Below are 24,690 nucleotides of genomic sequence, written 5' to 3' on the forward strand. Positions count from 1 at the left end.
GGGCGCAGGGTGGGGCGACACCCGTCCGACCGGCAGGAGCACCCGCATGTCCGCACCCACCCGACCGCTCGAGGGGCGCGTCGCCCTGGTCACCGGCGCCTCGTCCGGCATCGGCGAGGCCACCGCCGTCGCGCTCGCGCAGGCCGGCGCCGCGGTCGCCGTCGGCGCCCGCCGGGCCGACCGGCTGGCCGACCTCGCCGCCCGGCTGCGGGCCGAGGGCACCCGGGTGCTGGAGCTCGACCTCGACGTGACCGACCCGCAGGCCTGCACCGACGCGGTCGCCCGCACCCGCGCCGAGCTCGGCGGTCTCGACGTCCTGGTCAACAACGCCGGGGTGATGCTGCTGGGCACCATCGTCGGCGCCGACCCCGAGGACTGGCGCCGGATGATCGACACCAACGTGCTCGGCCTCATGCACATGACCCACGCGGCGATCGAGGGCATGGTCGAGCAGGGCTCCGGCGACGTCGTCAACGTCTCCAGCGTCGCCGGCCGGCAGGCCCGCAAGGGCGCCGGCGTCTACAACGCCAGCAAGTGGGCGGTGAACGCCTTCAGCGAGTCCCTCCGCCAGGAGGTCACCACCCGCGGCGTGCGGATCGGGCTGGTCGAGCCCGGCGCCGTGGCCACCGAGCTGACCGACCACATCACCCAGCCCGAGGCCAAGGCGGCGTCGAAGAGGATGGCGCAGGAGATGACCCCGCTGCAGTCCGACGACATCGCCCGCGCCGTGGTCTACATGGTCAGCCAGCCGCGGCACGTCGCGGTCAACGAGGTCCTGGTGCGGCCCACCGACCAGGAGCGGTGACCCGGGCGTCACACCCGTGCGGTAGGACACCGGCCATGAGCGACCTGCTGGTGACCGCTGCCCGCCTGCGCGACGGCCGGGTGGTCGACGTCCACGTGGCCGGCGGCCGGGTCGCGTCGATCGCGCCCGCGGGCACGCGCCCGCGGCCGGACGGCGTCCCGGTGGTGGACGCCGACGGCGGGTTGGTGACCGAGCCGTTCGTCGACGGCCACCTGCACCTGGACAAGGTGCGCACCCTGCCGCTGGCCGGCGAGGCGGCGCTGGCGGCCTACACCGCCGACGGCATGGCGGAGTCCGCGGCCAGCATCGACCTGGCCAGCGCGGTGAAGGCGCACTGGTCGGTCGACCTGCTGCTGCCCAACGTCCGCGAGGTGCTGGCCCTGGGCGTCGAGCACGGCGTGCTGCACGTGCAGGCCTTCGTCGACGTCGACTCCGCCGCCGGGCTGGTCGGGATGGAGGCGGTGCTGGCCGCCCGGGCCGAGTTCGCCGGCACCGTCGACGTGTCGGTGGTGGCCTTCCCGCAGGACGGCGTGCTGCGCGACCCCGGCACCGCCGAGCTGGTCGAGGCCGCGCTCGACCTGGGCGCCGACGTGGTGGGCGGCATCCCGTGGATCGAGGACGGCGAGACCGACCAGCGGGCGCACGTGCAGTGGGCGTGCGCGCTGGCCGCCCGCCGCGGGCTGCGGGTGGCGATGCTGACCGACGACGCCCCCGACCCGACCTACCGCACCACCGGGATGCTGGCCGAGGCGATGGTCGAGCACGGCCTCATCGGTCGCGGGGTGGCCTGCCACGCCCGCGCGCTGGGCGCCTACGGCCCCGACGAACTGGCCACCGTGGTCGCGCAGGCGCGCGCGGCGGGGCTGGGGTTCGTCAGCGACCCGCACACCGGCGGCCGGGCGCTGCCGGTGCGCCGGCTGGTCGACGAGGGCCTGGCGGTGGGGCTGGGCCAGGACGACGTGGAGGACGCCTACTACCCCTTCGGCCGGCACGACCTGCTGGAGGTGGCGTTCCTGGCCGCGCACCTGCTGGAGATGCGCTCGGCGGCGGACCTGGAGACCCTCGTCGACCTGGTCACCACCTCGGCCGCCCGGGTGCTCGGGCTGACCTCCTACGGGCTGCGCGAGGGCGGGCCGGGCGACCTGCTGGTGCACGACGCCACCCGCACCGTGGACCTGCTGGCCCGGCACGGGGCGCCGCGCGTGGTGGTGCGGCTCGGCGAGGTCGTGGCTCAGCGCTGACGGGGCGTCCGCCAGGCGGCCTCCTCGTCGAAGGGCTCGTCGTCCTCGTCGTCGGCGGTGCGCTGCCTGTTCGCGTGCGCCTCCAGCGCCTCGTCGCGGGCCCGTGCCCGGTCGAACGCCTCGGCCCGCTCCAGCTCGCGGCGCTGCCGCCTGGTGAGCGGGACGTCCTCGCCCTCGGGCAGCTCCACGCGCCAGTCGTCCTGCTGCCGGACCAGCAGGACGGCGGCGACGGCCAGCCCGACCGGCAGCACGTAGGCGCCGAGCCGCTCCATGCCGCCGGCCCCGAGCAGGGCGGTGACGCCGGTGCCGAAGAAGACCGTGCCGATGGTGCCGACCAGCCCGAGCAGGGCCAGCACCGTGCCGACGGCCTCCGAGCGGGGCCGCACGCCGTAGGCCAGCGCGATGAGGCCCAGGCCGCTGCCCAGCAGGTACAGGATCGCGCCGACGGTGTGCGTGGCGCCGCCGTCGTCGGCCGGGAACAGCCCGACCAGCAGCACCCCGGCCCCGGCGGCGGTCAGCAGGGCCAGCGCCAGCCGGCCGCCGAGGCCGACCAGCGCCGGGAACAGCAGCACCGCGCCGGCGATGATCAGCACCGCCTGGGCGATGAAGGAGGCGTTCATCAGCCCGGCGGCGGCGGAGACGCCGGTGCCGAGGTCGCTGATCGTCTCGTCCCCCCGGCTGTAGCCGCCGAACCGGGCGATCGCGACCGCCTCGACGACGAAGAACTGCAGGGTGAGCACCCACGCCAGGGCCCCCGCGAGGTAGCGGGTGCGGCTCAGGGACGTCGGGGCGGTGCTCGGCTCGCTGTCGGTCACGGGTACCCATGGTCCCAGCACCGGCAGACTGGTGCCCGTGACCCTCGACGTGGTGGTGGACGCGGGCAACGGCACCCCGCCCTACGAGCAGCTGCGCGCCCAGATCGCCGAGCGGGTGCACGACGGCCGGCTGGCCGAGGGCGACCGGCTGCCCACCGTGCGCGGGCTGGCCGAGCAGCTGGGCGTCGCCCCCGGCACGGTGGCCCGGGCCTACGCCGAGCTCGAGGTCGACGAGCTGGTCGAGGGTCGCGGGCGGGCCGGCACCGTCGTGACCGGCGGCTCCGGCGACCCGGCGCGGGCCCGGCTGCGGGGGGCGGCCAACCGGCTGGTGGCCGCCGCCCGCGCCGACGGGCTGGACGACGACACCGTGCTCGCCGTGGTGCACGACGCGCTGACGGCCCGCCGGTGACCGCGCGCTCGGTCGCGCTGTTCCTGCTGGCTGCGGTCTGCGAGATCGGCGGCGCCTGGCTGGTCTGGCAGGGCGTGCGGGAGCACCGGGGCTGGCTGGTCGCCGCGGCCGGGGTCGTGGCGCTGGGCCTGTACGGGTTCGTCGCGGCGCTGCAGCCCTCGGCCGAGTTCGGCCGGGTGCTGGCGGCCTACGGCGGGGTGTTCATCGTGGGGTCGCTGCTGTGGGGCGCGGTGGCCGACGGGTTCCGGCCCGACCGGTGGGACGTCGTCGGCGCACTCGTGTGCCTGGTGGGCGTCGCGGTGATCATGTACGCGCCGCGGTCGGGCTGAGGTCCTGCACGGCCGCCCACTGCGCCGGCGAGAGCCACGACGGGTTGCTGCCGGCCGGCATGCGCAGGACCTCGGCGGTGCGCGCCACGGGGTCGGCCAGCAGCGCACCGCGGGGCACCGGGTCGGCCAGCCGGGTCCACCGGACCCCGACCTCGAGGGCACCGGGGTCGAGCCCGGTCACGGTGCCGACCGCGTGCACCCCCGGGTCCACCCGCCCGCTGCACCACAGCAGCACCGGGTCACCGGGCTCGACCAGGTCCAGCCGGTAGCTGCGCCGCACGCACCGGGTCAGGTGAGCGACGTGCCCCGGGTCCCAGCCGGGCAGCATGCGCTCGGGCAGGGCCGCCGACGTGAGCACCCAGCAGCCGATCCCCGCGCGGGTCAGCACCCCAGTGCGTCCAGCCGGTCGGCGTAGCGGTCCACGGCACGGCGGGCGACGTCCGGGCGGTCGGCGTAGAGCGCGAGCTGGGCCGCGGCGACCTCGGCCCACGGCACGTCCCGGCCGGCGAGCTCCCACCGCGGCCGGGCCGCGGTCGGGTCGAGGTCCAGGGCGGCGAGGACGGCGGCGTCCAGCGGGGCCTTGGAGCTGCCGAGCATCTGGTGGTCGGGCACCGCGGGCTCCCCGGCCCAGCCCAGCGTCGCCAGCACCCCGGCGCCGACCTCGCGCAGGGTGGCGTTGGCCGGGTGGTTCACCGTCCACATCGCCGTGGCGCCCCCGGCGACCACGGCGTCGGTGGTGTCGACGTCGAGGGTGGCGTTGCGCCGGCGCAGCTCGTGCTGCGAGGCCGTGGCCAGGTCCCGCACGGCGTCCGGGTCGGGGCTGCAGCCCACGAGGTGGTCCACCGCCTGCTCGACCGTCGACCCGCGGACCGCGGCCTGCAGCAGCCGCAGGTCGTGGTAGTCGGTGAGGGGGGCGTCCACCCGCGCGCCGTGGGCGTCGTGGGCGTGCACCTGCCACGGGAACAGGCCTTCGTAGTAGGTGGTGGGCACCCGCACCACCCGGGCGTCGGCGGGCAGCAGCGCGACCAGCTGCTCGCTGCCGCAGCCGGGCACCCGGTACTCGTCCTTGACCGGCTGGGTGACCAGCACCCCGGCGACGGCGACCAGCTCGTGCAGCCGACCGACCTCGGCCTCGTCCATCTCGAACACCGGTGGCAGCCGGACGAACTCCACGCCGTGCTCGGCGCCGGCGGGGGCGACCATCCGGCGGATCGACTCCGCCTGGCAGTTGCCCCACACGAAGCCCACGCTGCCCGGTTCCACGGTGCGCGCGTCGAGCTCGTGCCAGCGGCGCAGGTGCTCGGGGACCGGGATCTCCACCTGGTGCGTCGTCACGGGCCCCAGCCTGGGACCTCGACGTGAGATGGGCGACCCCGGCTGGCCCCGCCGCTGGTCAGGGCTGCAAGGTGGTCGACGTGACCGCCGTGCAGCTCCCCGTCGGCCACCGTGCGGGGGAGCCGGGGCTGCGGCGGGCGTCGCTGGCGGTCTTCCTGGCCGGCATCGCCACCTTCGCGATGCTCTACGAGCCGCAGGCGCTGCTGCCCGAGCTGGCCCGCGCCTTCGACGTGGGCCCGGCGGCCTCCACGCTGTCCATCTCGGTGTCCACGGTCTCGCTGGCGGTCGGGCTGCTGGTGCTGGGCCCGCTGTCGGACCGCCGCGGCCGCACCGGGCTGCTGCAGCTGAGCCTGGCGGCGTCCGCGGTGCTGGCGGTGCTGATCGCGCTGGCCCCGACCTGGCCGCTGCTGCTGGCGCTGCGCGGCCTGCAGGGCTTCGCGCTGGCCGGCCTGTCGGCGGTGGCGGTGGCCTACCTGCGGGAGGAGCTGCACCCCTCGGTCAGCTCGCGGGCGATCGGGCTGTTCATCGCCGGCAACGCCATCGGCGGGCTGACCGGCCGGCTGCTGGGCGGCTTCCTCACCGACCTGGGCGGCTGGCGGGTGGCCCTGGGCGGGGTGGCGGTGCTGGGGGTGGCCTGCGCGCTCGCCGTCCGGGCGCTGATGCCGGCCGCACGCCGGTTCGTGCCGGTGGACCGGTCCCAGCCGCTGCTGCGCTCGCTGGCCAGTGCGTTCACCGACCCGGCGCTGCTCATGCTCTACGCGGTCGCGGCGTTCCTGATGGCCGCGTTCGTCGCGGTCTACAACGCGGGCACGTTCCGGCTGGAGTCCGCGCCCTACGACCTGACCCCGGCACTGGCCTCGCTGGTGTTCCTGGCCTACCTGCTGGGCTCGGCGAGCTCGCCGACCGCCGGGTGGCTGGCCGACCGGTCCAGCCGGCGGCTGGTGGTCCCGGTGTCGGTGCTGGTGATGGCCGGCGGGCTGGCGCTGACCCTGGCCGCGCCGCTGTGGTGCTTCGTGCTGGGCCTGTGCGTGCTCACGATCGGCTTCTTCGCCGCCCACGCGGTGGCCAGCGGATGGGTGGGGGCCCGGGCCGCGCTCGGTGGCCGGCCGGTGGGCCAGGCCGCCTCGCTGTACTCGTTCTGGTACTACGTCGGCTCGTCGGTCGGCGGCACCCTGGCCGGCAAGGCCTGGCAGGGCTCCGGGTGGACCGCGGTGGTGCTGCTGGCCGGCGGGTTCACCGCGGCCACGCTGCTGCTGACCCTCGCGCTGGGCCGGACCCGTTCCCTGGACCCGACCCAGCGCTAGGGACAGCGCCGGGGATCAGGCGTCGTCGGAGCCGACCTGCTCGCGCTCGTGCTGGGTGCGGGCCTCGAGCAGCTCCTCGGAGGGGTGCGGGTCCTTGGCGTGCTCGTGGTGGTCGGGCGACACGTTCTCGGTCGGCACCATGACGTCGTCGGTGGTCGGGGTGTCGTGGTCGGGGGTGCTCATGCAGCACCGGTCCCCGACCCGCTCGGCGACGAAACCCCCAGTGCCCGGGCGACGGCCCGGACCCCGCGGTGGCCGGCGAGGTCGTCGACGGCGACCGGCAGCGGCAGCCGCCAGTTCGGCCGCTCCATCGCCCCGGGCACGTTCGGCCGCCGCTCCACGCCGAGGGCGTCGTCCAGGGTGGCCGAGACCAGCAGGCAGGGCGCGGTGGCCAGCAGCGCGTGCGCCCGCTCCACGGCCTTGGCCACGCCCATCCGCTTCGTGGGCCCGTCGGGGTGGTCGGTGAGGTGGGCGAGCAGCTGCTGGCGGTCGCGCTCCAGCTGCTCGCGCTCGCCGGTGCCCAGCTCCACCTGCTCGGCGACGTCGGACCCGGTCCACAGACCCGCGACCGTGGGCAGGTCGTGGGTGGTGATGGCACCCATCGCGGCCGCCGGCCACTCCGCGGGGGCGTCGTCCTCGAACCACAGCAGCCGGTAGGACAGCACGCCGTGCTCGGCCATGGTCTCCCGCACGCCGTCCTCGACCGTGCCCAGGTCCTCGCCGACCACCACGGCCTGCGCGCGGTGGCTCTCCAGCGCGACGATGCCCAGCAGGTCCTCGGCCGGGTAGCGGACGTAGGCACCGGCCGTCGGGTCGCCACCGGGCACCCACCACAGCCGGAAAAGGCCCATCACGTGGTCGATGCGCAGGCCGCCGGCCCCGGCCATGGTGGCCCGGATGGACTCCACGAACGGTGCGTAGTCCGCGGCGCGCAGCCGCCAGGGCACCAGCGGCGGGGAGCCCCAGTCCTGGCCGCGGGCGTTGAAGGCGTCCGGCGGGGCGCCGACGCTGACGCCCTCGGCGAGCACGTCCTGCCAGGCCCAGGCATCCGCGCCGCCGCCCGAGACGCCGATCGGCAGGTCCTGGATGACGGTGAGGTCGCCGGTGGCGTCGGTGAGCTGGCCGTCCAGCAGCCACTGCAGCCAGGCGTGGAAGGCCACCTGCGGCTCGTGCGCGGTCGACCACTCCCGGACGGCCGACCCGTGCGGGTCGCGCAGGTCGGCCGGCCAGGTGTGCCAGTCGGCGCCGTGCTCGTCGGCGATCGCGGCCCAGTTCGCCCAGTCCTGCAGCGCCTGGCCCTGGCGCCACCACCAGTCGCGGAAGCCCTCGGGGTGCGGGTCTGCGTCGAAGGTGCGCTGCAGGACGGCGCGCTTGAGCGCCCAGGTGGCGTCCCGGTCCAGCAGCTCGGCGGCGTTGAGCTCGGCGACCCGGGCGCGGTCGTCGTCGGTCAGCTGCACGCCCGGGACGTCGTCCAGGCGCAGGTAGACCGGGTTGCGGAAGCGGCGGGTGGCGGGCAGGTAGGGGCTGTCCTCCTGCTCGGGTCCCGGGCCCACTGCGTGCAGCGGGTTGACCAGCACGAAGCCCGCGCCCTGCGCCTGCGCCAGCTGCCGGACGGTGCGCAGGTCGGCCAGGTCGCCCACCCCGGCGCTGCCCGAGCCCCGGGCGGCGTAGAGCTGCACCGCCCAGCCCCAGCTGCGCTCGTCGGGCAGCCAGCAACGGCCGGGGTGCACCACGAGCAGCCGGTCGCGGCCGTCGGGGGTGCGGATGCGGTGGTAGCCCAGCGGCATGTCCTCGGGCAGCTCGCCGTCGACGTCCACGCTGGTGCCGTCCTCGCAGACCACCAGCGCCCGGTCCACCTCCAGGGCGTCCCCGGGGACGGCGACGATCGGCGCGGTGTCCTCGAGGTCGGCCGGCGGTTCGCCGATGACCTCGCGCAGCCGGTCGATGGTGTCCTGCTCGACGGTGTGCTCGGTGTCGAGGGCGTCGAGCCAGCGGTCGTCGATGCCCCAGCGGTCGGTGCTCACGCCGTCCATCCTCGGGGCTGGTGTCATGGGTGGCATGCCGACCTGGTTGCTGTGCCACCCGCCGCTGCTCAGCGCCGCGGTGCTGCGCCCGCTGGCCCGCGAGCTGACCGCCGCGGGGCACCGGGTCGCGGTCCCGGACCTGCGCGCGACCGTCGAGGTGGCGCAGGGCTGGTGGGGCGCCTACACCCGCGGCGCGGCGTCCGGCGGGCCGGTGGACGCCGTGCTGGGGTTCTCCGGCGCCGGGGTGGTGCTGCCCTCGGTGGCCGCCGCGGTGGGTGCGCGCCGGGTGGTGTGGGTGGACGCCGTCGTCCCGGTGCGGCACGGGGCCACGCTGCCCTCGGCCGACCTGCGCCGCGCGGTGGCCGGGCTCGCCCGCGACGGCCGGATCCCGCCCTGGCCGACCTGGTGGGGGCCGGACGCGATGGCCGACCTGCTGCCCGACCCGCAGCTGCGGGCCGAGATCACCGCCGAGGCGCCGGCCCTGCCGCTGGACCTCTACGACGAGGAGGTGCCGGTGCCCGAGGTCTGGCCGGACGCCGACGTCAGCTACGTGCACCTGTCGAGCGCCTACGACCGGGACGCCGAGGAGGCGCGCCGTCGTGGCTGGGCGGTGGTCGGTGACGGCGCCGGGTTGCACACCGACGTCGCCACCGACCCCGCGCAGGTGGTGGACCTGCTGGGCTGATCAGGCGGGCTCGACGCCGAACGCCGTCGCCAGGTTCATGATCTTGCGGGCCCGGCCGAGGCGCGGCAGGTCGCTGCCGTCGCGGATGACCTGGCCGCGGGCGTCGAAGTCGGCCAGGAAGTCCGTCGCCCACGCCACGTCCGACGGGGTGGGGGAGATGACCTCGTTGATCACCGGCAGCTGGTCGATGACCAGGCAGAGCTTGCCGGTCAGGCCCAGGGAGACGGTCACCTCGGTGGCGTCGCGCAGCACGCCGTGGCTGGACCCCACGGTCGGGCCGTCGATCGGGCCCGGCAGGCCGCCGACCCGGCTGGCCACGACCAGGCGGGAGCGCGGGTAGGCCATGGCCAGGTCGTCGGCGGCGGTGCCGGTGTCGCGGCGGTAGTCACCCGAGCCGAAGGCCAGCCGGAACGCGCCGCGGGCCTTCGCGATGTGCACGGCCTCCTCGATGCCCAGCGCGGACTCCACCAGCGCCAGCACCCGGGTGGCGCCGCCGAGCCGGTCGTAGGTCTCGGTGACGTGGCTGCCGTCCTCGGTCTTGGCCAGCATCACGCCGGCCAGGCCCGGCAGACCGGCCAGGGCGGCGACGTCGTCGGCCCAGAACGGGGTGGAGTGGTCGTTGATCCGCACCCAGGCCTGGCGGTCCCGCTCGGTCGAGAGGTACTCCACGACCGAGGCCCGGGCGGTGGGCTTGGCCTGGGGGTCCACGGCGTCCTCGATGTCGAGGATCACCTGGTCGGCGCGCGAGGCGAGCGCGGCGTCGAACTCGGCGTGGTCCCGGGCGCCGTTGACCAGCAGCCAGGAGCGGGAGATGTCGGCTTCCACGTGTCGTCTCTGCACGGGCCGGAATCATCCTCGACGCGGCGCTGTGACTCAGCCCCGGGGCTTCGCCCGGCGGGTCGGCACCGCGGTCGCCGGATCCTCCGGCCAGGGGTGGCGGGGGTAGCGGCCGCGCAGCTCGCTGCGGACGGCGGGGTAGCCGGTGGTCCAGAACCCGGCCAGGTCCCCGGTGGTGGCCACCACCCGCCGGGCCGGGGAGAGCAGCTCCAGCCGCAGCGGCCGGCCGGCGACGACCGGGGTGTCCCGCCAGCCGAAGGCCTCCTGCACCCGCATCGACGCGGTCGGCACGTCGGGGTCGGTGTAGTCCACCCGGTGCGCGGTGCCACCGGGCACGACCACCGTCTCCGGGACGACGTCGTCCAGGGTGCCGGCGACCTGCCAGGGCACCAGCGCGCGCAGCGCGGCGACCAGGTCCAGCCGGCGCAGGTCGGCGCGGTTGCGGGCGGCCTGCAGCTGCGGGGTGCGCGCCAGCGCGGTGGCCAGCGCCTCGTCGTCCACGGCGGGCCACGGGTCGCCGAGCCCGGCGGCCGCCGCGGCCAGCCGGTGCCGCAGCGACGTCGCGGCCGGGGTCCAGCGCAGCAGCGCGAGGCCCTCGGTGCGCAGGCCCTCGGCGACGGCTGCGGCGACGCGGGCGGGGTCGGGGTCGGGCAGCGGCCGCTCGGCGAGCACCACCGCGCCCAGCCGCTCGACCCGGGCGGCGCGCACGTCTCCCTCGCGCCACACCACCTCGGGCCCGTCGGTGTGCTCGCCGACCTCCAACGCGGTGTCGCGGTCGACCGCGGCGGCCAGCCGGATGCGGGCGTCGCGCCGTCCGGGGGCCCGGTCGGCGACCGCGACGGCCAGCCACCCCGCGCCGGCGAGCGCCGAGCCGGCCGGCAGCTCGGCGCCGGTCCCGGCCGCCAGCAGGTAGGTGCGCTCGGTGCCCGGGCGGCGGCGGGCCAGCCAGCCGGGGTGGGCGAGCGCGGCGACCAACCCGACGGCGGTGTCGTCGGGGACGTCGGTGGCCGGCACCTCGGGCACCGCGCGGGACAGCCGACGCACCTCCTCCGCCCACGGCCCGCGCGACCGGCGGGCCTCCCGGAGGGCCGCGGCGAGGTCGTCGGTGCGCGGGACGGCGTCGGCCGACAGCAGCGCGACCACCTCGGCGGCGCGGTGCGACCCGACCAGCGGAGCGCCGTCCAGCAGCGCACGGGCCAGCCGGGGGTGCGCGCCCACCCCGGCGAGGCGGCGGCCGCGGTCGGTGACCCGACCGTCGTCGTCGACGGCGCCGAGCTCGCGCAGCACCTGGCCGGCGACCTCGAGGGCGGCGGCGGGCGGCGGGTCGAGCAGGGCCAGCCCGGTGCCGCCGGGGGCGCCCCAGACGGCGAGCTCGAGGGCGACGGGGGTCAGGTCGGCGGTGGCCATCGCCGGCTCGGGCGCGGCGGGCCGCCGCGCGTGCTCGGCGGCCGACCAGAGCCGGTGCACCCGGCCCGGTCCCTCGCGCCCGGCCCGGCCCGCGCGCTGGGTGGCCGCGGCCTGCGAGGCGGGCACCGTCACGAGGGTGCCCAGCCCGCGGGACAGGTCGACCCGGGGCGTGCGGGCCAGGCCGGCGTCCACCACCACCCGCACCCCGGGCACGGTCAGGCTGGACTCGGCGACGTCGGTGGCCAGCACCACCCGCCGGCCGTCGCGGGGCCGCAGCGCGGCGTCCTGCTCGGCCGACGGCAGCCGGCCGTGCAGCGGCAGGACGGTCGCGTCGACCCCGGCGAGCCGGCGCTGCACCGCGCCGATCTCGGCGACGCCGGGCAGGAACACCAGCACGTCGTGCGGGCCCTCGGCCAGCGCCTGCCGCACCGCGTCGGCGGCGGCGTCCAGCAGCCGCGGGTCGACACCGGGCGCGGCGGGGACGCCGTGCCACACCACCTCGACGTCGTGCAGCGCGCCGGTCGCCTCGACCACCGGTGCGCCGCCCAGCAGCCGCGCCAGCCGGTCGGCCTGCGCGGTGGCGGACATGGCCAGCAGCTGCAGCCCGGGGCGCAGCGCGGCCCGGACGTCGAGGGCGAAGGCCAGCGCGAGGTCGGTGTCGGTGTGCCGCTCGTGCACCTCGTCGAGCACCACGACGTCCACCCCGGGCAGTTCCGGGTCGGCCTGCAGCCGGCGGACCAGCAGCCCGGTGGTGACCACCTCGACCCGGGTGGCGCGCGACCGCCGGGACTCCCCGCGCACGCTGAACCCGACCCGCTGCCCGACGGGTTCGCCCAGCAGGTCGGCCATCCGCCGGGCCGCCGCGCGGGCGGCCACCCGGCGCGGCTCGGCGACCAGCACCCGGCCGTGCCCGGCCAGCGCCAGGGGGACCAGGGTGGTCTTGCCGGTGCCCGGCGGGGCGACCAGGACGGCGCTGCCGTGCCGGTCGAGGGCCGCGGCCAGCTCGGGCAGCACCGCGCGCACCGGCAGGTCGACGTCCGCGGGCAGCACGGGGACCAGTGTCGGTCCCCCCACGTCGCGGTGACCCGTTGCACCCCGCAACCCGGGTCGCCCTACCGCGGGGTAGCCGCTAGACACGGCCGGGTGACCGTGATCGGCTTCCACGCCAGCCACGAGCAGATCCCGCCGTCGGAGCTGCTCACCGCCGTCCAGCACGCCGAGCGGGTCGGGTTCACCGCCGCCATGTGCTCGGACCACCTCGAGCCCTGGTCGGAGCGGCAGGGCCAGTCCGGGTTCGCCTGGTCCTGGCTCGGCGCCGCGCTGGCGACGACGTCGCTGCCCTTCGGGGCGGTGAACGCGCCGGGGCAGCGGTACCACCCGGTGGTCATCGCGCAGGCGGTCGCGACGCTGGCGGAGATGAACCCGGGCCGGTTCTGGGTGGCGCTGGGGTCGGGCGAGCTGATGAACGAGCGCGTGACCGGGCAGCAGTGGCCGCGCAAGGAGCTGCGCGACGCCCGGCTGCGCGAGTGCGTCGACGTCATCCGCGCCCTGCTGGCCGGCGAGGAGGTCACCCACGACGGGCTCGTCACCGTCGACCGCGCGCGCGTGTGGTCGCTGCCCGAGCAGCAGCCCGCGCTGGTGTGCCCCGCCGTCACCGCCGCGACCGCCCGCCGGGGTGCGGACTGGGCCGACGGCCTGATCACCATCAACCAGCCGCACGACCGGCTGCGCGAGGTGCTCGACGCCTACCGGGACGCCGGCGGGCACGGCCCGGCGACCGTGCAGGTGCACCTGTCCTGGGCGCCGGACGACGACGAGGCCCTGGAGATCGCCTACGACCAGTGGCGCTCGAACCTGCTGCCGCCCCCGACGTGCTGGGAGCTGGAGGGTGCGAAGAGCTTCGACCAGGTGGGCGAGCTGGTCACCCGCGACCAGGTGCGCGAGGCCGTGCGGGTGTCCGCGGACCTGGGGCAGCACGCCGCCTGGATCGCCGAGTACGCCGAGCTGGGCTTCGACCAGGTGGTGCTGCACCACGTCGGGCAGCGCCAGGAGCGGTTCCTGGACGCGTTCGGGTCCGACGTCCTGCCGCAGCTCGACGTCACCGCGCCCGCGCCCGCGGTGGCGATCGACCCACCCGGTCCGGAGGGCGTGCGGCGTCCCGAGCAGGAGCCGCAGCCGGCGGTGCTGGCGTGAGGGTCAGCGACACCGCGGACCTGTGGTGGAAGAACGCCGTCCTGTACTGCCTGGACGTCGAGACCTACATGGACTGGGACGACGACGGCACCGGTGACTTCCCCGGCCTGGTGCAGCGGCTGGACCACCTGGTCGACCTCGGGGTCACCTGCCTGTGGCTGATGCCCTTCTACCCGACCGCCGAGCGGGACGACGGCTACGACATCACCGACTTCTACGGCGTGGACCCCCGGCTGGGCACCCACGGCGACCTGGTGGAGCTGGTCCGCACCGCGCACGACCGGGGGTTGCGGGTGATCGCCGACCTGGTGGTCAACCACACCTCCGACCAGCACCCGTGGTTCAAGGAGTCCCGCCGGTCGAAGGACAGCCCGAAGCGGGACTGGTACGTGTGGCGGTCGGACACCCCGCCGGACACCAGCGACCAGGTGGTCTTCCCCGACCAGGAGGACTCGATCTGGGAGCTCGACGAGCGCACCGGCGAGTACTACCTGCACCAGTTCTACAAGACCCAGCCCGACCTGGACGTGACGAACCCGCTGGTCCGCGACGAGATCGCGAAGATCGTCGGGTTCTGGACGCAGCTGGGCCTGGACGGGTTCCGGATGGACGCCGTCCCGTTCCTGCTGGACACCAGCGGGGCCGAGGCCGACCGGCTGCCCGACCCGCACGCCTGGATGCGCGACGTGCGCAGCTTCCTGGACCGGCGGACCAACGGCGGCATCCTGCTCGGCGAGGTCAACCTGCCCTTCGAGCAGCAGCTGGAGTTCTTCGGCGGCACCGACGGCGACGAGCTGACGATGCAGTTCGACTTCATCTCCATGCAGGCCACCTACCTGTCGCTGGCCCGGCAGGACGCCGGCCCGCTGACCCGGGCGCTCACCGGGCGGCCGGTCACGTCGCCGGACTCGCAGTGGGCCACGTTCGTGCGCAACCACGACGAGCTGACCCTGGACAAGCTCACCGAGGACGAGCGGCAGGAGGTGTTCGCCGCCTTCGGGCCCGACCCGGCCATGCAGATCTACGACCGGGGCCTGATCCGCCGGCTGCCCCCGATGCTCGGCGGGGACCCGCGGCGGGTGCGGATGGTCTACAGCCTGATGTTCTCCCTGCCCGGGACGCCGACGATCTTCTACGGCGAGGAGATCGGGATGGGGGAGCAGCTCGAGGTGGGCAGCCGGCTCGCCGTCCGCACGCCGATGCAGTGGACGTCGGGGACCAACGGCGGCTTCTCGCGGGCGAAGGCCGCGAAGCTGCCCGGTCCGGTGGTGACCGGCGGCTACGGGCCGGAGTTCGTCAACGTGGCCGACCAGCGCAAGGACCCGGACTCGCTGCTGTCGTTCTTCCGGCGGCTGATCTCGCGGCGCAAGGAGTGCCCGGAGCTCGGGTGGGGCGAGTTCCAGGTGCTGGAGCAGCCGCACGCCGCGGTCCTGGCGCACCTGTGCTCGTGGGACGACGGCGCGCTGGTGGCGCTGCACAACCTGGGCCCGGAGCCGGCGGTGGTGCCGCTGGCCCTGGACGGCTGCGGCGCGGAGCACCTGCTCGCCGACCTGCTGGTGGAGGGCACGACGGCGCTGGACGAGCACGGCCGGGCCGACGTGCCGCTGGAGGGCTACGGCTACCGCTGGCTGCGGGTGGTGGCCCCGGGGACGCGGCGGCTGCTGTGACCTCGTCGGAGGACGACCCGGTCCTGGCGGGGGTCGGGCCGCGGCTGCGGGCGCTGCGGCAACGGCGGGACCAGACGCTGACCGCGCTGTCTGCGGCGACGGGGATCTCGGTGAGCACGCTGTCGCGGCTGGAGTCCGGCGGGCGCAAGCCGACCCTGGAGCTGCTGCTGCCGATCGCGCGGGCGCACGGGGTGGCTCTCGACGAGCTGGTCGGGGCGCCGCGGGTGGGGGACCCGCGGGTGCGCAGCGAGCCGGTGGAGATGCACGGGATGACGATGTGGCCGCTGTCCTCGCAGCCCGGTGGTCTGCAGGCCTACAAGCTGGTCGTGCGGCCGGGGACGGGCCGGGGCCAGCCGGACCAGAGGACGCACGAGGGCTACGACTGGCTGTACGTGCTGTCGGGGCGGCTGCGGCTGGTGCTGGCCGAGCACGACCTGGTGCTGGGGCGCGGGGAGGCCGCGGAGTTCGACACCCGGACGCCGCACTGGTTCGGCAGCGCGGACGACCGGCCGGTGGAGCTGCTGGCGCTGTTCAGCAAGCAGGGGGAGCGGCTGCACCTGCGCGCCCGGCCGAAGGGGTCGACCTGAGGCCCGTGGGAGGCTGCTGAGGTGGCCGTCTCCTCCCTGGACCCCGCCCGCACCGCGCTGGTCGTCGTGGACCTGCAGCGGGGGGTGGTGAGCCGCGACGTCGGTCCGCACCCGGCGGACACGGTGCTGGAGAACGCGTTGCAGCTGGCCGAGGCGTTCCGGGCGGTCGGGGCACCGGTGGTGCTGGTGAAGGCCGAGCCGGGGCAGGCGCCGCCGGCGGACGCCGACGTGCAGCGGACGGCGGCGACCCCGCCGCCGGGTGACGTGGTGGACGAGCTCGTGCCGCTGGGCGACCTGGTCGTGGTGAAGCGGTCGTGGAGCGCGTTCCACGGAACGGACCTGTCCACGGAGCTGCGGGACCGCTCCGTGGACACCGTGGTGCTGGTCGGGCTGGCCACGAACATGGGCGTGGAGTCGACCGCCCGAGACGCGCGCGAGCACGGGTTCGCGGTCGTGCTGGTGGAGGACGCGACCAGCAGCACGGACGCGGTCATGCACGAGTTCGCCGTCGCCCGGATCTTCCCGCTCATCGCCCGGGTCACCACCACCGCCGGCGCCCTGGCCGCCCTCGCCTGACCCCGCCTCAGAACGGCGGCGGGTCGACCTCGTCCGCGGAGCAGTTGCTCCCCGGCGCGCCGGCAGTGGCCCGTGCCAGGGCTGCCTCCAGCTCGGCGTCGATCTCGGCGGCCAGGCGGGCCCGGTCGGCCGCGGCCTGCCGGCGTGCGGCGCGCTCCTCCGGGGTGGGGGAGCGGAAGCGGGCCGGGGTGCGGCCGAGGAGGCCGGTGAGCAGGTCGGGGAACGTCCGTGTCGACATGTCGACCTCGGCGATGCCCGCGGGCCGGGTGGTGCGGGTGGGGCCGCCGGGCGGGGTGACGCGCAGCGTGCCGTCGGCGTCCATCGCGAACACCCAGCCCGGGGCGTGCGTCTTCAGCCGGTGGTGCCGTCGGCACAGGCACACCAGGTTCGACACGCACGTCGGGCCGCCCGCGGCCGGGTCGTCGTGGTCGCGAGGGACCACGTGGTCCAGGTCGACGTACTCCGCCGGCCGGGCGCAGCCGGGGAAGCGGCAGTGCCGGTCGCGTGCCCTGACGAACCTGACCTGGGCGGCGCTCGGTGCGTACCGGTCGACCGGTGGCGGAGGTCCGAGGCCGCCGCCCCGCCGGACGGCTGCCCGCAGCTCCGCCACCGACGCGACGGCCCGGAGCCGCCCCGTGCGGTCGACGACCTCGAACCACACCTCGCCGCCGCCGACCCGTCCGGCCGGTCCGGCGGTCATCAGCGCCTCGAACCGGGCCAGGATCTCCGCGACAGCCACGGGCGTGACCGGCAGCCGACCCACCGACCCGACACCGCACCCACCGCCGCGGGCGACGTCGTCGTCCTGCCGGTGCCGGGTTCTCCCGTGGCCCGCGGGTGGCGGAGCTGGCGGGCAACCACCCTCCCGTGCGCCGGGAGCGGGTGCAGCCGGGGCGTCGTGCGTCCCGCCGAGGTCGTCCTGCTCCGGGCCGAGGTCGTCCAGCGCGGGGGCCACGTCGTCCAGCACGGGGCCCAGGTCGTCGAGGTCAGCCAGGTCCACCTGCAGGCGCAGGTGCCAGCACGCGCGGGCCACCTCGTCGGGCACGGTCTCCCACGGCCTGGTCAGCAGCTGCTTCAGCGCCTCGACGCGCAGCTGACCGACGGGCCGGCGGTCGCCGCCCTTCCGCATGACCGCCGCCATGGCGTCGACCACCGACTGCATCGCCGCTGCGTCCGCCGCGTCGAGCAGGTCCGCCCGCAGGCCGGCGAGACCGTCGCCGCAGCCGGTCACGGACACGTTCTGCTTCCGCTTCCGGCGCTCGGCCCGCCGGTCGGCCTCGGCCGGGTCGGCGGCGATGAGCGCACCGCCGACGCGGTCGGCGAGCGGGGTGGGGCCGATGCCCTCGCCGATCCAGCGCAGGCCCTGGGCGGCCACGGCATCGACGACGGCGTCGTCCAGACCGCCGCCCGCGGACCGCTTGCGGTGGGCGAGGGCGTCGACGAGCACCTGGGCGCGGCGGACGTCCACCCGGCCGTCGGCCAACGCCGCCCACACCTGCGGCAGCTGCTCGACGAGCACCCGCTGCTTGTCCACCAGCACCGACGCCGTCCCGGTGCCGATGCCGAGCACGACGGCGACCTCGTCGGGGACCCAGTCGTCGGGCCGGTCGGCGTCGGCGGGGTCGCCGGCGCGGGAGCCGGGGAGCGCTGACTGATGGGGCTGCAGCTCCGCCAGCCGGGAGATCGCAGCAGCCTGCAGGGCGTGCAGTTGTGCCTGCGCCTCGGCGACGTCGCGGAGCACGGCGTGGACCTCGGCCCGCCCGGTGGTGGGGGCGACGAGCAGGTCGGCCAGCCGGGTCGGGCGGTAGGTCAGGGTGCTGGTGTCGTCGTCGACGGCGACCTGGGCGATGCGCTCGGCCTCGAGGACGGCGGCGCGGGCAGCGGCGGAGGCGAAGATCTCGACCTGCGCGATGCCCAGCGAGACCCCGAGACGGCTGCCGACCACTGCGTCCTGCCGCACCGCCACCACCGCCGCCTCGTTCGATCACGTGTTCGAAGTCTACCTGGTCGACGCGGTGTGGACAAGGTGAAACCGCAGGTCGGAGCCGTGTCCACAGGGGTCGGCGAACCTGTCGGAGGGGCATGCCAAGATCGGCCGAGCGCCGCGGGCCGCGGGCCGCGAGCGGGGGCCAGCCGGCGACGCGGTCAGCCGAAGGCGTCGAACCCGAGCTTGACGGCCAGGCCGATGCCCAGCACCGCGATGACCCGGCGCAGCCAGGTGCCGTCGACCCGGCGGACCACCCGCGGGCCCAGCCGGCCGCCCACGAAGAACCCAATCGCCAGCGGCAGCATCGCCGACCACGCCACGTCGGCGAACAGCGCGAACCCCACGGCCGCGACCAGGTTGGCCACGAACAGCAGCACGTTCTTCGCCGCGTTGCCCCGGGCCACCGTCGTCCCGGTCGCGAGCAGGAACATCGCCAGCATGAGCACCCCGGCCGCCGCCCCGAAGTAGCCGCCGTAGATCGCGATCCCGTACACGCCGAGCGCCAGCCACCAGCCCGACCCGCCGGGGTGCCGGGACCCCTCCACCGCCAGCTCGCGGGGTGGCCGCTGCACCAGGATCGCCACCGACGCCGCCGCGATGAGGAACGGCACGATGCGCTCGAAGCCGCCGGCCGGGGTGATCAGCAGCAGCACGGTGCCGGTGACCCCGCCCAGCAGCGCGGCCACCGACAGCCGCGCCAGCCGCCGCCCCTGGCCCACGAGCTCGGGCCGCGAGGCGCTCACCGACCCGACCCCGTTGAACACCAGCGCGACCGTGTTCGTCACGTTCGCGGTCACCGGTGGCAGCCCGGCGGCCAGCAGCGAGGGGTAGCTGATCAGCGACGCGAGCCCGGCGATCGAGCCGGTCAGCCCGCCGCCGACCCCGGCCAGCAGCAGGAGCAGCCAGGTGCCGACGGTCACCGGGTCACCAGCACCACGATCGCCACCACGCCGACGGCCACGATCAGCGACCGCAGCAGCCAGGACGGCAGCCGGCGTCCGTACCGACCGCCGAGGAACCCGCCGACCAGTGAACCGGCCGCCACCAGCCCGGCGGCGGCCCAGTCGACCCGGTCGGTGGCGACGACCGCGTAGGTGATCGCGGCGACCGCGTTCACCCCGAGGGTCAGCACGTTCTTCAGCGCGTTGAGCTGCTGCAGGGAGTGGGGCAGCAGCAGGCCGAACAGCCCGATCTGCAGCACGCCCTGGCTCGCCGCGAAGTACCCGCCGTAGGTGCCGGTGGCGTAGGCGCACCCGAACAGCGCCGCCGTCCGGCCCGGGCCCACGCGGTCGGTGGGGGAGGGCCCGGCCCCGGAGGACCGGTGCCGGAGCCACCGTTGCAGCAGCGGCTGCACCGCGACCAGGACGACGGCCAGCCCCACCAGCACCGGGACGACGGTCTCGAACGCCGTCGCCGGCAGGTGCAGCAGCAGGAACGCCCCCGTCAGCGCACCCAGCACCGAGGCGGGGAACAGCGACAGCAGCAGCCGCCGCTGACCGGTCAGCTCCCGCCGGTAGCCCAGCGCACCGGTCAGGTTGCCCGGCACCAGGCCCATCGAGTTCGACACCGTCGCGGTCACCGGCGGCAGGCCCACGGCCAGCAGCACCGGGAACGTCACGAGCGTCCCGGACCCCACGACGGCGTTGATGCCCCCGGCGGCCAGCCCGGCGGCGATGACCGCGACCACCTCCCAGACGGTCACGAGTCCTTGCGTCCGGCGTCGACCACGCGCAGCACCGGGGCACCCTGCTCGTCCGAGGCCTCGAGGTCGACCTCGACGTCGATGCCCCAGTCGTGGTCGCCGTCCGGGTCGTCGATGATCTGCCGCACCTCCCAGAACCCCGGGCGCGAGGAGCGGTCGACGACGAACAGCGCCGGTCCCCGGGCATCCGCGCCCGTCTCGACGGAGGCGTGCGAGGCGAAGTAGGCCTGCACGACCTCGCCCCAGCGCTCGGCGTCCCAGCCGGAGCCGGCGTCCAGCTCGCCCAGGTCGTACCAGCGCCGCCGGGCCCAGAACTGCACCCGCTGCCAGACCGCGTTGCGCACCATCGCGGTGAACGCCCGCACGTTCCCGGTCAGCGGCCGGGGCCGGGTCGGCACCGCGGGGACGGCGACGTCGGCGACGGGGTTGGTGAGCTCCTCCCACTCGTCCAGCAGCGAGGAGTCCACCTGCCGCACGACCTCGCCCAGCCACTCGACGACGTCGGTGACCTCCTCGGTGCGGGCCTCGGCCGGCACGCCCGACCGCAGCGCCCGGTAGGCGTCGGTCAGGTAGCGCAGCACCGCGCCCTCGGACCGGGTCAGGCCGTAGGCGTTGACCAGCTCGCGGAAGGTGTAGGCGTTCTCCCACATGTCCCGGACGACGGACTTCGGCGAGGGCTCCACCGCGGCGGCCCACGGGTTGCCGCGCACGAACGTCTCGTGCGCGGCCTCCAGCAGCTCGGCCAGCGGCTTGGGGTAGGTGATCTCCTCGAGGAGCTCCATCCGCTCCTCGTACTCGATGCCCTCGGCCTTCATCTCGGCCACCGCGATGCCCCGGGCCTTGTTCAGCTGGGTGCCCAGGATCTGCCGCGGGTCGTCCAGCGTGGACTCGATGACGCTGACGACGTCGACGACGAAGGTCTCCGAGGCCGGGTCGAGCAGGTCGATGACGGCGAGGGCGAACGTGGACAGCTGCTGGTTGAGGGCGAACCCGGGCGGCAGGTCGCCGGTGAGCCGGTAGGTCGGGTGGCCGTCCACGACGACCCGCTCCACCACCTCCGCGGCGATGAGCGTGCGGCCGATGCCGATGGCGTCCCGGATGTGCCGGAGCTGCCGCTTGCGGGGCTCGTGGTTGTCGGTGAGCAGCTGCGCGAGCGCCGCCACCGGGTCGCCCGGGCGGGCCAGCACGTTGAGCAGCATCCCGGTGGTGACCTGGAAGTGGCTGGTCAGCGCCTCGGGCTCGGCGGTCTCCAGCCGCTGGGCGGTGGCCTCGCTCCACGGCACCATGCCCTCGGGGACCTTCTTGCGCACCAGCTTGCGGCGCTTCTTCGGGTCGTCGGCGACCTTGGCGAACTGCTTGAGGTTCTCCACCTCGTGGTCGGGCGCCTGGACGACGACGTACCCGGCGGTGTCGAACCCGGCGCGGCCGGCCCGCCCGGCGATCTGGTGGAACTCCCGCGCCGAGAGCAGCCGCATGCGGGTGCCGTCGTACTTGCTCAGCGCGGAGAACACCACCGTGCGGATGGGCACGTTGATGCCCACGCCGAGGGTGTCGGTGCCGCAGATGACCTTGAGCAGACCGGCCTGGGCCAGCTGCTCGACCAGCCGCCGGTACTTGGGCAGCATCCCCGCGTGGTGCACGCCGATGCCGTGCCGCACCAGCCGCGACAGCGTCGTCCCGAAGGCGCTGGAGAACCGGAACCCGCCGATCAGGTCGGCAATCTTGGCCTTCTCCTCCTTGGTGCACACGTTCACGCTCATCAGCGCCTGCGCCCGCTCCAGCGCGGCGGCCTGGGTGAAGTGCACGACGTAGACCGGCGCCTGCCGGGTGTCCAGCAGCTCCTGGATCGTCTCGTGCGCCGGGGTGGTGGCGTAGGAGAAGTGCAGCGGCACCGGGCGCTCGGCGCCGGCGACCAGCGCGGTGGGCCGGCCGGTGCGCCGGGTGAGGTCCTCGCGCAGCGCCGTGGTGTCGCCGAGGGTGGCCGACATGAGCAGGAACTGGGCGTCGGGCAGCTCCAGGATCGGCACCTGCCAGGCCCAGCCCCGGTCGGGGTCGCCGTAGAAGTGGAACTCGTCCATCACCACGAGCCCGATGTCGGCCTCGCGGCCCTCGCGCAGCGCGATGTTGGCCAGCACCTCGGCGGTGCACGCGATGATCGGCGCGTCGGCGTTGACCGCCGCGTCGCCGGTGAGCATGCCGACGTTCTCCGCGCCGAACACCCCGCACAGCGCGAAGAACTTCTCGCTGACCAGGGCCTTGATCGGTGCGGTGTAGAAGCTCACCCGGTCCTGGGCGAGCGCGGCGTACTGCGCCCCGGTCGCGACCAGCGACTTGCCCGACCCGGTGGGGGTCGCCAGCACCACGTTGGCGCCGCTGACCAGCTCGATCAGCGCCTCCTCCTGGTGCGGGTACAGCGCGGTGCCCGCCTCCGACGCCCAGGCGGCGAACTCGGTGAACAGGGTGTCGGCGTCGGCGCCGTCAGGAGGGGAGAGAACAGCCATGGTGGTCCCAGGGTCCCGCACGCGTGCCCGCCGGACGCCGGGGGTAGGGCGAGCGCGGGTCGAGACGAGGCCGCGCGCACCACGCCGAGGAGCCAGACCGTGACCGAGCCCCGCCCCGAGCCCGACGCCCAGCCCGCCCAGCAGCAGACCCCGCCCGGCACGCTCGACCAGATGCAGCCGCGCCCCGACCACGGCGAGGACAGCTACCGCGGGTCCGGGAAGCTGACCGGCAAGGCGGCGGTCATCACCGGCGGCGACAGCGGCATCGGCCGCGCCGTCGCGATCGCCTTCGCCCGCGAGGGTGCCGACGTGCTGATCAGCTACCTGTCCGAGGACGACGACGCCCGCGACACCGCGCGCCTGGTGGAGGAGGCCGGACGCCGCTGCGTGCTGGTGCGCGGCGACCTCGCCGACCGCACGCACGCCAAGACCGTCGTCCCGAAGGCCGTGGAGGAGTTCGGCCGGCTGGACGTACTGGTCAACAACGCCGCGTTCCAGATGAGCCGGGACACCCTGGCCGACGTCCCCGACGAGGAGTTCGACCACACCGTCGCGCTGAACCTCGGCGCGATGTTCACCCTCTGCAAGGACGCCGTGGAGCACATGGGCCCGGGCGGGGCGATCATCAACAGCTCGTCGGTGAACTCCGACATGCCCAGCCCGACCCTGGCGGTCTACGCGATGACCAAGGCCGGCATCGCCAACTTCACCGCCAGCCTGGCGCAGCTGTACGCCGAGAAGGGCATCCGGGCCAACAGCGTCGCCCCGGGCCCGGTGTGGACCCCGCTGATCCCCTCGACCATGCCGGAGGAGAAGGTCGCGTCCTTCGGCGAGCAGGTGCCGATGGGCCGGGCCGCGCAGCCCGCCGAGCTGGCCCCGGTCTACGTCCTGCTCGCCTCCGACGAGGCCAGCTACGTCTCCGGTGCGCGGGTCGCGGTCACCGGCGGCAACCCGATCCTCTAGAGCGCCGCGGCGACCCGGGCGACGTCGTCCGGGCGCACCCGGCAGCAACCGCCGACCAGCCGGGCGCCCGCGGCGACCCAGCCGGGCACGTCGCAGCCGGCGCCGCCGGACCCCGTCCACCGGCGTCCGGCGGCGTCCCAGCCCTCGCCGCTGTTGGGGTAGACCACGGTCGCCCCGGCCGCGACGGACGGCGCGACGGCCGCCGGGTCGGTGCAGTTCACGCCGACGGCCAGGACCGACCCCTCGCACATCGCCACGACGGAGGCCAGCGGCTCGCCGCGGCGGGTGCGCACGCCGTCCGTCTCGTCGACGACGGTCAGCGAGACCCAGGCCGGGACGCCGAGCGGCTCCAGCTCGGCCAGCAGCGCCTCCACCTCGGCCGCGCCGGGCAGCGTCTCGCAGGCCAGCACGTCGACGCCGGCCTCGGCGAGCACCTGCAGCCGGGGCCGGTGGAACTCCCGCAGCTGCGCGACCGTGACGTGGTCGAGGTAGGCCCCGGTGTACTCCGACCCGTCGGCCAGGTAGGCCCCGTAGGGCCCGACCGAGCCGGCCACCCAGGAGGACGGCGCGCCCTCCCGGGCCAGCTGCACCGACCGCGCGATCAGGCCGGGTGCGTCGGCGTACCCGGCGGCGGCGAACCCGGGGACGGTGGCCTGGTAGCTGGCGGTGGTGGCGACCTGGGCGCCGGCGGCCTCGAACGCGGCGTGCGCGTCCCGGATGGCGTCCGGGTCGTCGCGCAGCAGCCGGGCCGACCACAGGGCGCTGGTCACGTCGTGGCCGCGGGACTCCAGCTCGGTGGACAGGCCGCCGTCGAGGACCACGGGTCCGGCGGCGAGCGCGTCGGCGAATGCCATCACGGGGAGGATGGTGCCCGTGCCCACCGACGACCCGTCCGGCGACCTCCCGGTCACCCCACGGCTCGTCGTGCCCGCGGCGATGCTGGGCTGGCGGTTCAGCCGGTCCTCGGGTCCGGGCGGGCAGGGCGTGAACACCGCCGACAGCCGGGTCGAGCTGTCGGTCCGGGTGCTGGAGGTGCCGGGGCTGACCGAGCACCAGCAGGCCCGGCTGGCCGAGCGGCTGGGGCCCCGGCTGGTGGACGGCGTGCTGACGATCGCGGCGTCCGAGCACCGCCAGCAGCTGCGCAACCGGGAGGCGGCCCGCGCCCGGATGGCGATGACCATCGGCCAGGCCCTCGCCCCGCCCGCACCCCCGAGGCGGAGGACCAAGCCCACCCGGGGGTCCCAGCAACGCCGGATCGACGCCAAGAAGCGCCGCGGCCAGCTCAAGAAGCAGCGCGGCGGCCTGGATTGACCTCACCGCCGT

At 75.7% G+C, this 24,690-nt stretch carries 24 protein-coding genes; 12 read left to right on the forward strand and 12 right to left on the reverse strand.

Features of this window, described 5'->3' with window-relative positions; all coding sequences use genetic code 11:
* The first annotated feature begins 46 nt into the window (after positions 1 to 46).
* The gene (locus tag BLT39_RS14910; protein WP_091064729.1) at positions 47 to 805 is read left to right on the forward strand and encodes an SDR family NAD(P)-dependent oxidoreductase; all 759 of its coding nucleotides are present in this window, start codon (positions 47 to 49) and stop codon (positions 803 to 805) included.
* Between the two features lie 35 nt (positions 806 to 840).
* Positions 841 to 2,046: an amidohydrolase family protein gene (locus BLT39_RS14915; protein WP_242658437.1), complete on the forward strand. Its 1,206-nt coding sequence runs from the start codon at positions 841 to 843 to the stop codon at positions 2,044 to 2,046.
* Here the strand turns inward: BLT39_RS14915 and BLT39_RS14920 are convergent.
* On the reverse strand, positions 2,037 to 2,861 hold the full coding sequence (locus tag BLT39_RS14920; protein WP_242658438.1) for a DUF998 domain-containing protein: 825 nt from the start codon (positions 2,859 to 2,861) through the stop codon (positions 2,037 to 2,039). The two genes, BLT39_RS14915 and BLT39_RS14920, sit on opposite strands and share 10 nt — an antisense overlap.
* Before the next feature lie 37 nt (positions 2,862 to 2,898).
* Here BLT39_RS14920 and BLT39_RS14925 point away from each other — a divergent pair, with 37 nt between their 5' ends.
* Positions 2,899 to 3,270 (forward strand): GntR family transcriptional regulator, encoded by a 372-nt coding sequence (locus BLT39_RS14925; RefSeq protein ID WP_091064733.1) that lies wholly within the window; start codon positions 2,899 to 2,901, stop codon positions 3,268 to 3,270.
* Positions 3,267 to 3,599: a YnfA family protein gene (locus tag BLT39_RS14930; protein ID WP_091064736.1), complete on the forward strand. Its 333-nt coding sequence runs from the start codon at positions 3,267 to 3,269 to the stop codon at positions 3,597 to 3,599. Before BLT39_RS14925 ends, BLT39_RS14930 begins: the two co-directional genes overlap by 4 nt.
* On the opposite strand, the gene BLT39_RS14935 is transcribed toward BLT39_RS14930, so the two are convergent.
* Together BLT39_RS14935 and BLT39_RS14940 are read right to left on the reverse strand one after the other, a co-directional pair.
* Positions 3,574 to 3,987, reverse strand: a complete 414-nt coding sequence (locus BLT39_RS14935; RefSeq protein ID WP_091064740.1) for a hypothetical protein — start codon at positions 3,985 to 3,987, stop codon at positions 3,574 to 3,576. The genes BLT39_RS14930 and BLT39_RS14935 overlap by 26 nt on opposite strands.
* Positions 3,981 to 4,934, reverse strand: coding sequence for a WcbI family polysaccharide biosynthesis putative acetyltransferase (locus tag BLT39_RS14940; protein ID WP_091064744.1), 954 nt, complete (start codon positions 4,932 to 4,934; stop codon positions 3,981 to 3,983). Before BLT39_RS14940 ends, BLT39_RS14935 begins: the two co-directional genes overlap by 7 nt.
* Positions 4,935 to 5,014: 80 nt before the next feature.
* Here BLT39_RS14940 and BLT39_RS14945 point away from each other — a divergent pair, with 80 nt between their 5' ends.
* On the forward strand, positions 5,015 to 6,238 hold the full coding sequence (locus BLT39_RS14945; RefSeq protein WP_242658439.1) for an MFS transporter: 1,224 nt from the start codon (positions 5,015 to 5,017) through the stop codon (positions 6,236 to 6,238).
* 15 nt (positions 6,239 to 6,253) lie between these two features.
* On the opposite strand, the gene BLT39_RS22500 is transcribed toward BLT39_RS14945, so the two are convergent.
* Positions 6,254 to 6,421 carry a hypothetical protein gene (locus BLT39_RS22500; RefSeq protein ID WP_165640279.1) on the reverse strand — a complete coding sequence of 56 codons (168 nt, stop codon included), beginning with the start codon at positions 6,419 to 6,421 and terminating at the stop codon, positions 6,254 to 6,256.
* On the reverse strand, positions 6,418 to 8,271 hold the full coding sequence (gene malQ, locus BLT39_RS14950; RefSeq protein ID WP_242658440.1) for a 4-alpha-glucanotransferase: 1,854 nt from the start codon (positions 8,269 to 8,271) through the stop codon (positions 6,418 to 6,420). The genes BLT39_RS22500 and malQ overlap by 4 nt, the downstream gene beginning before the upstream one ends.
* Before the next feature lie 25 nt (positions 8,272 to 8,296).
* Here malQ and BLT39_RS14955 point away from each other — a divergent pair, with 25 nt between their 5' ends.
* Positions 8,297 to 8,947, forward strand: coding sequence for a hypothetical protein (locus BLT39_RS14955; RefSeq protein WP_131801495.1), 651 nt, complete (start codon positions 8,297 to 8,299; stop codon positions 8,945 to 8,947).
* Here BLT39_RS14955 and BLT39_RS14960 read toward each other — a convergent pair whose 3' ends face one another.
* On the reverse strand, positions 8,948 to 9,772 hold the full coding sequence (locus BLT39_RS14960) for an HpcH/HpaI aldolase/citrate lyase family protein (RefSeq protein WP_242658441.1): 825 nt from the start codon (positions 9,770 to 9,772) through the stop codon (positions 8,948 to 8,950).
* A 48-nt stretch (positions 9,773 to 9,820) separates the two neighbouring features.
* Complete coding sequence (gene hrpB / locus BLT39_RS14965) at positions 9,821 to 12,241, reverse strand: ATP-dependent helicase HrpB (protein ID WP_242658442.1); 2,421 nt, start codon at positions 12,239 to 12,241, stop codon at positions 9,821 to 9,823.
* Positions 12,242 to 12,334: 93 nt separating this feature from the next.
* Here hrpB and BLT39_RS14970 point away from each other — a divergent pair, with 93 nt between their 5' ends.
* Genes BLT39_RS14970 through BLT39_RS14985 form a run of 4 tightly spaced genes read left to right on the forward strand, consistent with a single transcriptional unit; the run spans position 12,335 to position 16,214 of the window.
* Entirely contained in the window at positions 12,335 to 13,384 is a 1,050-nt protein-coding gene (locus BLT39_RS14970) for a TIGR03885 family FMN-dependent LLM class oxidoreductase (protein ID WP_091064755.1), read from the forward strand.
* The gene (locus tag BLT39_RS14975) at positions 13,381 to 15,051 is read left to right on the forward strand and encodes an alpha-amylase family protein (protein WP_091064759.1); all 1,671 of its coding nucleotides are present in this window, start codon (positions 13,381 to 13,383) and stop codon (positions 15,049 to 15,051) included. Before BLT39_RS14970 ends, BLT39_RS14975 begins: the two co-directional genes overlap by 4 nt.
* A complete protein-coding gene (locus BLT39_RS14980; protein ID WP_091064763.1) occupies positions 15,048 to 15,638 on the forward strand; it encodes a helix-turn-helix domain-containing protein in 591 nt (196 codons plus the stop codon). Before BLT39_RS14975 ends, BLT39_RS14980 begins: the two co-directional genes overlap by 4 nt.
* A gap of 21 nt (positions 15,639 to 15,659) precedes the next feature.
* Positions 15,660 to 16,214 (forward strand): isochorismatase family protein, encoded by a 555-nt coding sequence (locus tag BLT39_RS14985; protein ID WP_091064766.1) that lies wholly within the window; start codon positions 15,660 to 15,662, stop codon positions 16,212 to 16,214.
* 7 nt (positions 16,215 to 16,221) lie between these two features.
* Here BLT39_RS14985 and BLT39_RS14990 read toward each other — a convergent pair whose 3' ends face one another.
* The 4 genes from BLT39_RS14990 to BLT39_RS15005 form a co-directional block, all read right to left on the reverse strand.
* Complete coding sequence (locus BLT39_RS14990) at positions 16,222 to 18,174, reverse strand: HNH endonuclease signature motif containing protein (protein ID WP_131801496.1); 1,953 nt, start codon at positions 18,172 to 18,174, stop codon at positions 16,222 to 16,224.
* 185 nt (positions 18,175 to 18,359) lie between these two features.
* Positions 18,360 to 19,121, reverse strand: a complete 762-nt coding sequence (locus tag BLT39_RS14995) for a sulfite exporter TauE/SafE family protein (protein WP_091064773.1) — start codon at positions 19,119 to 19,121, stop codon at positions 18,360 to 18,362.
* Positions 19,118 to 19,903, reverse strand: a complete 786-nt coding sequence (locus BLT39_RS15000) for a sulfite exporter TauE/SafE family protein (protein ID WP_091064777.1) — start codon at positions 19,901 to 19,903, stop codon at positions 19,118 to 19,120. Before BLT39_RS15000 ends, BLT39_RS14995 begins: the two co-directional genes overlap by 4 nt.
* Positions 19,900 to 22,404: a DEAD/DEAH box helicase gene (locus BLT39_RS15005; RefSeq protein ID WP_091064780.1), complete on the reverse strand. Its 2,505-nt coding sequence runs from the start codon at positions 22,402 to 22,404 to the stop codon at positions 19,900 to 19,902. Before BLT39_RS15005 ends, BLT39_RS15000 begins: the two co-directional genes overlap by 4 nt.
* Before the next feature lie 99 nt (positions 22,405 to 22,503).
* On the opposite strand from BLT39_RS15005, the gene BLT39_RS15010 reads away from it, so the two are divergent.
* Positions 22,504 to 23,367 carry an SDR family oxidoreductase gene (locus tag BLT39_RS15010; RefSeq protein WP_242658443.1) on the forward strand — a complete coding sequence of 288 codons (864 nt, stop codon included), beginning with the start codon at positions 22,504 to 22,506 and terminating at the stop codon, positions 23,365 to 23,367.
* Here the strand turns inward: BLT39_RS15010 and mmuM are convergent.
* Positions 23,364 to 24,221 carry a homocysteine S-methyltransferase gene (gene mmuM, locus BLT39_RS15015; protein WP_091065244.1) on the reverse strand — a complete coding sequence of 286 codons (858 nt, stop codon included), beginning with the start codon at positions 24,219 to 24,221 and terminating at the stop codon, positions 23,364 to 23,366. The genes BLT39_RS15010 and mmuM overlap by 4 nt on opposite strands.
* A gap of 10 nt (positions 24,222 to 24,231) precedes the next feature.
* Here mmuM and arfB point away from each other — a divergent pair, with 10 nt between their 5' ends.
* Positions 24,232 to 24,678, forward strand: a complete 447-nt coding sequence (gene arfB / locus BLT39_RS15020) for an alternative ribosome rescue aminoacyl-tRNA hydrolase ArfB (RefSeq protein ID WP_091064783.1) — start codon at positions 24,232 to 24,234, stop codon at positions 24,676 to 24,678.
* The last annotated feature ends 12 nt before the right edge of the window (positions 24,679 to 24,690 follow it).

It is taken from the genome of Klenkia brasiliensis (assembly GCF_900100695.1).
In the GTDB taxonomy this organism is placed as follows: domain Bacteria; phylum Actinomycetota; class Actinomycetes; order Mycobacteriales; family Geodermatophilaceae; genus Klenkia; species Klenkia brasiliensis.